This window comes from Maribellus sp. CM-23, assembly GCF_021354595.1.
Lineage (GTDB): Bacteria > Bacteroidota > Bacteroidia > Bacteroidales > Prolixibacteraceae > Draconibacterium.
The window spans coordinates 1676117-1686556 of the sequence record NZ_JADWYJ010000001.1; the positions used below are offsets into that span (position 1 = coordinate 1676117).

Below are 10440 nucleotides of genomic sequence, written 5' to 3' on the forward strand. Positions count from 1 at the left end.
TTACTGCTTACCAGCCTGGGTTTTGTGTTAAACCATAGCTCTTATTTAATTCAGTTGTTGGGAAAGCTGACAAATACCATTTAGGCTCCCACATTGATCCGTGCGCATCTTTATTGATCGCAGTTTCTTTATCGCCAGGGTAAATCCGAATAATTTGTTCTTTACCCGACTCGCCATCCTGAATAAAGCGCTTTCTTATCTGGAATTCATTAAATACAAATGAGGCATCATCATCCACGATTGTACCATCATCTTTTTTGTATCTCCATATTAATAAGCCGGACAAACGCTTTTTGAAATCCTCTGCACAACGCCAGCGGATGAGGTCGTAGAAACGTACATCTTCAAGCGCCAATTCGCATTTTCTTTCTCTCAGGATTTCTTTTAATAAAAACTCATCAGCTGGTGCCGCCTCACTGAAATCGGGATGTGTTACATCAATAGCACTGCGGGTTGGATTGGCTTCTAACAAACCTTTAAGTCCGACACGTTCACGTACCGCGTCCACCCACTTATAGGCGTCGCTTGAACGGCCAACCATTGTCAGTGCCTCAGCATAACTCAGGTAAATCTCTGCTATACGTAATTCAGGCCAATGGATTGTGCGACCGTCGTATTCTCCCGCAAAATCAAGCGTGAACTTATAATTTGTAAAGCCTGACGCAGCCAGCCCTTTGTCGGTCTTAACCTGCGATCCATCTTCTTTATCGCCACGGTGAGAGCCGCCCATATACCCTTCAAACAATCTTCCGTTATGGTAGGTCTTACCGGTTATGTTACTTACTTCATAGAGGCGAGGGTCGCGATCAGCGAAAGGATCAACATATGTTCCATTATTCAGAGCCGTTTGCTGTTCCGCGTTGCTCTTTTTCCATGGCATGTCTGCTTCCAGGAAAGGTGTTCCATCTGCTTTTGGATAGGCATTCAAACCGGTTAATGTCGGTAACATACCATTCCAACGTACCCATATGGTTGGGAAATAATAATAATCCCATTTAGAAGGTGATTTATCAGCTCTTCGCACTGATATAAGCATTCCGGGGTTACTTCTGTTGTAATAGCCTTCGCGGTAGCCTTCACGATATGATTGCAGATCAGTACCTGTAGGCTGATTCAGGTAGTATGTTCCTGTATTGGGCGCAATACCTCCATTAAGTGTAAAGAAATCTTCGCAAGCCTTCACCACATCTTGCCAGCGGCTGGCATCGTAACTACCATAGGTTGTTTGCAAATTGCTAACCGACTCGTTTCCGGATCCACTCCAGGTATTTGAAGAATTAAACAACGGACTCGCAGCAAACAGCAACACTCTGACTTTTAATCCTTTTGCGCCGGCAGCCGAAAATCTGCCCGCCCATGCACCAATCTCATCATTACTCAACTGCCAGGGAAGAGCACTTGCTGCTTCATCACACAAATTGGTGATAAACTTTACCGTTTCTTCTACAGTAGCACGCTCAACATTCGTATCATCAGCAGGCTGATATGCCTTTTTTAACAATGGTAATCCACCAAAATGGCGAAACATGTTCGCATAATGGCTTGCGATGATCATCTTGGCCTCTCCAACTAACCGTTCTTTTTCTCCTTGCTCGAAATTTGGTACTTTATCTACGTTTTCAATAAAAGTATAAGCGTAACGTATTCCTTTCCATCTCTCGGGTTTTGTATAATATCCTTTTGAATCATTGTATTCCTTTGACGGATTCATCTGGCCGGAATAATAAACCGATGTTCCACGCGCCTGATTCAAAAAACTCTCGTAATCATCTCCTAAAGAGTTTAATCCTTCGAGGTTATGAAAATAGGTAGTCCTATCGGTTAAGCCATAATACAGTGTAGCATATGCATTCCATAGCACACCTTTAGCGCTCACCGCATCATTAAATACGGTATCAATCGAAATATCTCCGCTGGGCTTTTTAACCAGAAAGTCATCTCCCACTTCAAATTCATCAACGCACGATGTTGCAAACAAACCGGCAACAATGGCACCAACAAACAGTAATTTATATATTATCGTTCTCATTGTACAAACTTTTTTTATTGATTAAGTTCTGCTTAGAAACTAAGGTTAACCCCAAGGTTGTATACAGCCATTACCGGATAAGCAGGATTGAGTGCTGTTGTGCGAGATTCCGGATCCAGTACTTTCAGCTTATCAAATGTCAACACATTTTGTCCGGCAACGAAAACGTTAAACTTACTAATCCCCAGACCCTTTATAAACTGAGACTGAATATCATAACCGATACGGAAGTTCTTCAATCGGATATAGCTGGCATCTCTAATCCAAAGATCAGAGACCATGCTATTATTTGGCAGTGAACTCATTGAAGCACGTGGCAACGTAGCTGTCTCTGCTGTTTCCGGTGTCCATCGGTTATCAAACTGCTCTTGCATTAATGAGCGGTTACCTGTTGGTCCTAACGGCTCGCGGTAGGCACCTGCCAACACACGTGAAACTCCGGTAGCACCATTCCATTGCATGGAAAAGGATAAGTTCTTCCACTCAAAGCCCATATTTAAACCTGCTGTAAAGCGTGGGTTGTTTGTGTTACCAATGGCAACCATATCATTGCTATCGATAGCTCCATCGCCGTTAACATCAGCATACACGCAGTCTCCTTCTGCTATAGAGGGCTGCACCTCTTTCGCGTCCACACCGTTGTTATTAAGCATTCCATCCTGGTAGAATCCAATAAATTTATACCCGAATGGTTGACCTTCCTCATATCCTGTGCGCAAGGTCCAGGGGTTTTCCGGGTTGGGTACTTCGTCCATAAAGGTAACAATGCGTTTAGCATACGAACCATTAAAAGACACATTGTAAGAAACCTCATTCACACGCGATTTCCAACCGATATTAAATTCCCATCCGGTGATCTCCCGTGACCCCATGTTGACCTCAGGTGGAGTAAAGGCAACAAAAGTTGGGTAAGTCTGACGGGCAATTAAGATATCATCGCGTTTTTCATTAAAGTAATCTAAGTAAATAGATAATTTACTGTCTAAGAATCGCATATCCACACCGTAGTTCTGCTTGTGAGCCGTTTCCCAGGTAGTAAACTCGTCATGAATTTTACCTTCGTTGTAACCGCCATACCACGTTCCCCCTGATACATCGCCAAATCGATAGCCACCTGATGAAGTCCATGAATTGGGAACGTATCCAAACCGATACCTGTAATCATTGTAGCGTCGGTCTTTACCAACAATACCATATGAAGCACGCAACTTCAGATAATCGATGATATTATTATCCTTCAGAAAGTCTTCTTCGGTTGCAATCCAACCAACAGAAACAGATGGGAACGTTCCATAACGGCGATCGCGGTGAAAGTTCTCCGAACCGTTATACCCCACACTTAAATCGACCAGGTAACGGGTGTCATAGTCATAGGTAATACGTCCAACCAACCCCACATAACCAGCCGGCAAATCCTGATTAACAGCATTTGCAGGATAATAAATGCGCCTGGCATTATACATAGCTAAGGCCGATACATTGTGCCCGCCAAAGCTTCGCTTAAAGTTTAAAGCTGCTTCGGTATAAAAATCACGACCTTTTCCAACACCTGTGTCGAACTCTGTTTGGCCATCATCGCCGTCTTTGATCAGAATAACTTGTTCGCCTTCCTCTTCCGTATAGGGTACATCCTGCAGCCATGGAATATCTTTTCGCAACCAAGGTGTGTACCTGGGGCGTTGCGTCTTAAAGGTCTTCCATTGCTCATACTCACTATTGTAAGAACCTTTCACACTCAACTCCAAACCCTTAGTAATGAAGTCAAGCTTCTGCTTCAGATTAAAGTCCAGGTTTAAGGCATTTTTAGATTTGGACGTGGTTCCCCGCCCCGTAAAATCCATGGCGCTGCTGGCAAGTGGGACATACACTTCTGTGTTCCCCAAAATAACTTTACCATCCACGATTCCGGCACCACCAAGTGGATTCGCTTCTTTAAACGAGCGGAAAAACTCACCATCTTTATAGGCATTGGGTTCGTTGCGATTTTCAAGACGAGCACCAATATTTACCGACATGGTCGTACTCGATGTAATCTCAAAATCAAGGTTGCTTCTCAAATTGTAACGTCGGTAGGTAAAGTTCCCGTTAGATTCAAGCTCATCATTCCCGTTAAAAATACCGTTCTGACTAAGCATTCCCATAGAGGTAAAGTATTTAACTCTTTTTGAACCTCCGCTTACATTCATATTGTGCTGATGCTGAATTGCATAATCATCAAAAAACATCTCCTGCCAATCGGTATCGGGATACAACAATGTATTTCTGTTAGGATCATCATATTGAGCCAATGTTTCCTCAGAATAGGTAGGTGACTGACCATCATTTGAGTTGGCTTCATTCACATAAGTCATAAAGTCTTTGGCATTCACATATTTACCTAAGCTCGTTGGTACCTGTGCCCCAATTGACGAGTTTACATGAATTTGAGCAGATCCTTCCTGTCCTCGGCGGGTGGTTATTAAAATCACCCCGTTGGCTCCCCGCACTCCAAACACAGCTGTTGAAGAGGCATCTTTCAATACAGTTACATTGGCAATTTCGTTCGGATCAATTTGAGAGAATGCTCTCTCAACCCCATCCACTAATACTAAGGGGTTTGCTTCTCCACGAATGTAAATTTGTGCATCATCAGAACCTGGCTGGCCCGAATACTGAACTGCTGACACACCCGTCATGTTACCGGCCAGCATATTGCTAACCGAAGCAACAGGCATTCTTCCCAGCTCTTCAGTATCCATGGATGAGATAGCTCCCGTGATAGTCACTTTCTTTTGAGTGCCATACGCGATAACAGCTACTTCCTCAAGCGCTGTTACTGAACTAACCAGGACACAATTGACAACCGTTTGATTACCAATTACAACCTCCTTCGTTTCCATTCCGATAAATGAGAATACTAAAACACCGCCGTTCTCCGGAACTTTAAGCTGATAGCTACCGTCTGGTTGAGTTACCGTACCGGTAGTTGTGCCCTTTAAAAACACAGTTACACCTGGCAGTGTTAGCCCTTGCCCATCTTTAACTACACCTGTCATTACCCGGCTAGGCTCTTGAAAAACTGTTCTATCAGTCTGACTTCCTGACTCCCTGAAACCATCACCGCTAGAATAATTAGCTATTGCTGATGTATGGAACAAACTCCATCCCAGAAACAGTAAGCTAAACTTCAATTTACTGGAAACAAACTTTTTTAGCTGAGTCCAATAAACAACTTTGTTTTTTTTCTTCATAAATGGTTGATTAGAATTACACTTTTATAAAAAAGGAAACCAAGCACCACTGTGCCTTCCTATGTTTCCATTCTTATAAATCCAAACATACATGAAGCACTTCCAAGATTTTTGCACTTTTGTGTTTAGTTCTGAGACACATGCTGCATGTTTTCACTATTGTTTCGCAACTGCAACATCCTCGACAGCAGCATTTAACTTTTTTTAGAATTTCTAAGTTTTAAAAAGATTCTTCTTATGGCTGTTCAGCGCTTTCGGTGCTCACCGAAAAAACGGAGCCTATTACCAACTTTGGAAACGCCCCTGGAGAACACATTGGCACAGGCATAAATAATGAAAGAACAGCGGGCTGTTTTGGGTTATTAAATCGGTGAGACTGACGGATCAGGGTCTCATGGGTTACATGCCCCTTACCTTGGTGCGAATAAAACAATGATTATCCAATGGGATACCTTGCCAGCTTGCTGCAAGCAGTCTCACTAGGTACCTCGTGTCAGAAAGCCAAAAGACCAGACAATATACCTACAAGAAAAACACTGGTAATGAAAATGAAAAATCCCCACGATCAATGATCGTGAGGATTGGAAGTAATTCCATGTTTTTTGTCGTTATCTTCTTAAAAGCAAGCGCTTATTCAATGCTTCAACTATAAAAACACCACTTCTTTTGTTTCGCCAGATTTCATATCAACCGGCATCTCTTTTGATTGATACACCAAAGAAACCTGTCCATCCCTGAAAGCCTTTACCTGCACTTTTGTGAGTTTACCTTCCGACCAGGTCATGCCTAATTCATAGTTTCCCCTTGCCCTGAGTCCACTAACTGTACCCTCTTGCCATTGTTGAGGCAATGCGGGCAACAAGCGAATGATACCTGGCTCATGCGACTGCAGCAACATTTCAGCCATTCCGGCCGTAACGCCCAGATTGCCATCTATCTGAAAAATACGTGGCGGATGCAAATCAAACAGATTATTGGTCATTTGCTCTTTTAGCAGCGCATTGATGTGTTTATACGATTCATCGCCATCCAACAGGCGCGCATAAAAATTAACCATCCAGGCACGGCTCCAGCCTGTTTGTCCACCACCAAATGACAGCCGCCTCTCTATCGTTTTACGCGCAGCTGCAAATAATTCCGGCTTCGAAGGATTTATTTGAGTAGATGGATACAAGCCATAGAGGTGTGAGATATGTCTATGCCCAGGCTGAGCCTCTTCGTAATCCTGAATCCATTCCATGATGGTACCATTGGCACCGATGTTAATCTCAGGCAGCTTAAGCAGTACTGACTTTATCTCTGCCGTGAGATTTGATTGTCCAAGCAACTGCTCTGCTTCCAAACAACTGTTTAGTACATCACGAATGATCTGAATATCTACAGAAGAAGCCACTGTGTTAGACAATACCTTCCCAGTCTCGGGATCTATATATTCGTTCTCAGGCGAATAAGATGGAGCTGTTACCAACACCCCGTTTTCGTCCTCCTGAAGAAAATCCATGATAAAACGGGCTGACCCATTTAACATTGGATAAACGGTTTCGCGTAAATACTGCTCGTCACGGGTAAACTGATAATGCCTCCACAATGTCTGTGTCATCCAGGCTCCTGCCAAAGGGAAGCTATAACCGACACTTATCTGATAAAAAGCATTTGAAGCAGAAGGTGTAGTCCGCCCAAACACATTACTGCTTGCATGAAACATCCATCCTTCAGAACCAATGAATTCGCGGGCTGTTTCTTTCCCATTAACCGCCAGTCGTGTTAAGTATTCAGATAACGGCCTGACAGTTTCAGGGAGATTGCAAACATCAGCCGGCCAGTAATTCATTTGTAAATTAATATTCATATGGTAATCCGACTCCCAGGCCGCCCACATATCCTTGTTCCAAATCCCCTGAAGGTTAGCCGGCAAGTTGGCTTTGCCTGCCGAACTGGTTATTAACATGTATCGCCCGTATTGAAATAATAATTGCTGCAAATACACATCGTCGTCGCCAGCTTTTAGAGCATCCAGACGCTTGTCTGTAGGAATGGTGTCTGTTACCATTTTAGCCAGATCCAGATTCACGCGCTTATATAATTCGGAATGAACTTTCACATGGGCTTCTTTCAATTCGGCATACGTGAATGCCTCAGCCTTTTCAATGTCCTCTGCAACTTTTTCAGAGGCATCAATGGATTCGTCAAAATTAAGCCCGGCCAAATTGTAATTAGTGGCGGCACCAAACAGAACGGTAAATGAGGAAGCCTCCTTTATCTGACAGGCCTCATCGTTTCGCACAATTTCAGCACCATCGGCAATTATTTTGGCACGGCCTGCAAATTTCATGTGGTAACCACCTTTTCCGGATCCTCCAACATTATCATCATAACCGTCAGGATCATCAAAAATCTGCCCTTGAATAACAATACCGTCCGCTACAGCCTTTGTTAGCACATCTTTTTTACGGTTAAACGCCACTTCGGCATTCACTTTCTCTCCGTCCAAACTTTTAAAATGATAAACCAACACATCGTGCTCCATGGATACAAAGGTTTCCCTATGGAAGCGTTTTCCCTCTACTTCATATTCTACGGTAGCAACGCCTGTGCTCAAGTCAATTTCCCGGCGATAATTCTGCCCGTCAGAGTGGTCAAAGCCGATATACAGGTCACCAAATGGTTCGTATGATCTAATGCCGGTTGGACTGGTAACCAAATACTTACCCGCATATTCATACGCTTGTTCAAACTTCCCCTCAAGGTTTAGTTTCTGAAAGTGCTTATAGTGTTTCTGGACATCCTCCGGATAGGGCTGTTCCGGGCATCCGGCCCACAAACTTTCCTCATTGAGCTGCAAATGCTCGCGATTTATACCCCCATGCACCATAGCACCTATGCGCCCATTACCTATTGGCAAGGCCTCAAACCACTCTTTTGCCGGCTGCTTGTACCAAAGCTTTTCAGTAAAATCCTGTGGTTGCTCACAAGCCACTAATACCAATACACCCAAGGCAAACAGCAATACTCTCCTCTTCATCTATTTAATTATTAACCTGTAAATTAATGTAAACCGTATCTATTAATTCTTTTCCCGCTTTGGCGATTATTTCATTCATGCCAGGCTTTAAGGTCACATCGAAATAGAAGCGTGCATAATCACCGGTGGCTGTACCTGCTTTCGTTCCATTTACCCACAGCTCCACTCGCTTTTGATTGGAATACACTTTAATGGTTTGTGCTGCTTTTGTCCGATTCACGATGCGTCGCTCCGCCACATAAACCATTGGTTCGGTCTGGTTCCAGTTAGCCTTATAAAAGTAGAAAGCGTCTTTTCTATCTTTCCGGTCAAAAGTCACCAAGCCTTTGTCATTCTTCCCCGGCACTTCCCCTTCGGTGCGGTGCGCTCCTCCAAAATCAAACAGATTCCAAATAAATGTTCCCCATAGGAAAGGGCGTTGATCGATAGCTACCCAATGGCCTTCGTGAAAATGCGTTTGCCAGTTTTCCGGGTGCCAGAAACTATTGGGAGCAGGCTGAATTAGTTCTTCCTGCTGGTGATACAAGCTTGCTCCGGCACCGTATTCACTTACCCCAATAGGAGTTGAAGGCATTTGTTTGTGTTGATTATCGGCCCAGGTTCCAATAGAAGAGGGGTTTCCGCCGTACCAGCCATAATACTTGTTCCAGGCAATAATGTCTGTAATTGTATTTAAAGCACCTCCCTGGTTACTTGCAGCCACAGTTATTCGCGACGGATCCTCGGAATGAGAGAGCGCATGCAGCTCCTTAATATACTCAACAGGATTATCTCCTTGTTCCTTCAGCTCATTAAACAAACCCCACATAACAATCGAAGGATGGTTGATTTGCTGACGTATCATTTCCAGCAGTTGCTGCTTACCATTTTCTTTAAAAGAAGCCTGATTTACAAATCCTTTATCGCGATACCCACCTGGACCTACAAAAGGAATTTCACTCCAAACGATAAAACCTTTCTCGTCTAACAAGCGGTACACTTGCGGATCTTGCGGATAATGAGACAAGCGCACTGCATTGGCCCCGATCTCTTCCATTATGGCGATGTCTTCGGCATGGTGCAGGTACGATACGGCATTCCCCAGCTCTGGTCTGTCCTGATGCCGACACACACCTTTTAGCTGTAAATGCTCACCATTCAAAAAGAAGCCTTTATCAGGATCAACATGGAAAAAGCGCAAACCCAATGGTTGAACAACCTCATCCACAACATTTCCCTGCTTAATCAACTGCGTTCGCACGGTGTACAAATAGGGATCTTTACGCCCATTCCATAAGCGCGGTTCCTGCATCTCGAAAGGAATAGCTACCTCACCAGTTTGGTTCTTACCCGGAGACACGGAAACAGACTTATTGAGTATGATTTTACCGCTGTGATCTTCAACCATTAAACGCACAACAGACTCTGAATGCCCCAATGTTTTAACGACTGCATTTACCTGGGCTTTGCTTGATGACACTTCCTGCTGATGAAGATAAACTCCTTTAGAGCCATAGTCCAGCAACGATATAAGATCGGTATCGGTTATATACAGTTCTACATCGCGGTATATGCCGCCGTACATATTAAAATCGCCCACCAAAGGCATGATATCCAGTTGCGGCGCATTATTGACCCGAATCCAAAGCGTATTATCTTCACCATAATTGACAAAATCAGTTATTTCAAATGCAAAAGCCGTGTAACCACCACGGTGCTCGCCCACATGTTTACCGTTGATAAACACATTGGCCACCGTATTGACCCCGAGAAAACGAACAAACAATCGCTTTCCTTTCCAGCTTTCTTCCACTTTAAGTGTCCGCTCGTAATTACCTAGTCCCCGATAATAATCAACATTGCCTCCCAATGCATCTTTGGTATTCCACGTGTGAGGCAGATTTATTTCTGTAAATACATTTTTTTGCACTTCATATCCATAGGTGAAACGCCACTTGTCATTGATCACCATCTGCTCTCGTTGTCCTGATGCTATTGTTATAAAACCAACAATTAACAACAGTACTAAAAAAGATTTCTTCATATCTTGTTGTGTTTATTTTTCTCTTACAGGTTCCTAAACAAAGACAAGGATTCCTTGCTTACACTTAATTGTCATCTCTGTAACTTTTTTATTTTGCCCTTCTTTCATCTTTAAAAAGATTACCATAAAACCATCT

4 protein-coding genes are annotated in these 10440 nt (G+C 43.5%); all 4 read right to left on the bottom strand.

What is annotated here, in order from left to right:
• Window positions 1-7: 7 nt before the first annotated feature.
• On the bottom strand, window positions 8-2029 hold the full coding sequence (locus INQ51_RS06610) for a RagB/SusD family nutrient uptake outer membrane protein (protein WP_233377089.1): 2022 nt from the start codon (window positions 2027-2029) through the stop codon (window positions 8-10).
• A gap of 32 nt (window positions 2030-2061) precedes the next feature.
• Complete coding sequence (locus INQ51_RS06615) at window positions 2062-5064, bottom strand: SusC/RagA family TonB-linked outer membrane protein (protein ID WP_233377090.1); 3003 nt, start codon at window positions 5062-5064, stop codon at window positions 2062-2064.
• A gap of 841 nt (window positions 5065-5905) precedes the next feature.
• Window positions 5906-8281, bottom strand: a complete 2376-nt coding sequence (locus INQ51_RS06620; protein WP_233377091.1) for a glycosyl hydrolase family 95 catalytic domain-containing protein — start codon at window positions 8279-8281, stop codon at window positions 5906-5908.
• Between the two features lie 4 nt (window positions 8282-8285).
• Complete coding sequence (locus tag INQ51_RS06625; protein ID WP_233377092.1) at window positions 8286-10304, bottom strand: glycoside hydrolase family 2 protein; 2019 nt, start codon at window positions 10302-10304, stop codon at window positions 8286-8288.
• Window positions 10305-10440 lie beyond the last annotated feature (136 nt).

Coding starts and splice junctions, on each gene's coding strand:
- INQ51_RS06610 (WP_233377089.1), bottom strand. CDS start 2,029: ATGAGAACGATAATATATAAATTACTGTTTGTTGGTGCCATTGTTGCC.
- INQ51_RS06615 (WP_233377090.1), bottom strand. CDS start 5,064: ATGACAGGTGTAGTTAAAGATGGGCAAGGGCTAACACTGCCAGGTGTA.
- INQ51_RS06620 (WP_233377091.1), bottom strand. CDS start 8,281: ATGAAGAGGAGAGTATTGCTGTTTGCCTTGGGTGTATTGGTATTAGTG.
- INQ51_RS06625 (WP_233377092.1), bottom strand. CDS start 10,304: ATGAAGAAATCTTTTTTAGTACTGTTGTTAATTGTTGGTTTTATAACA.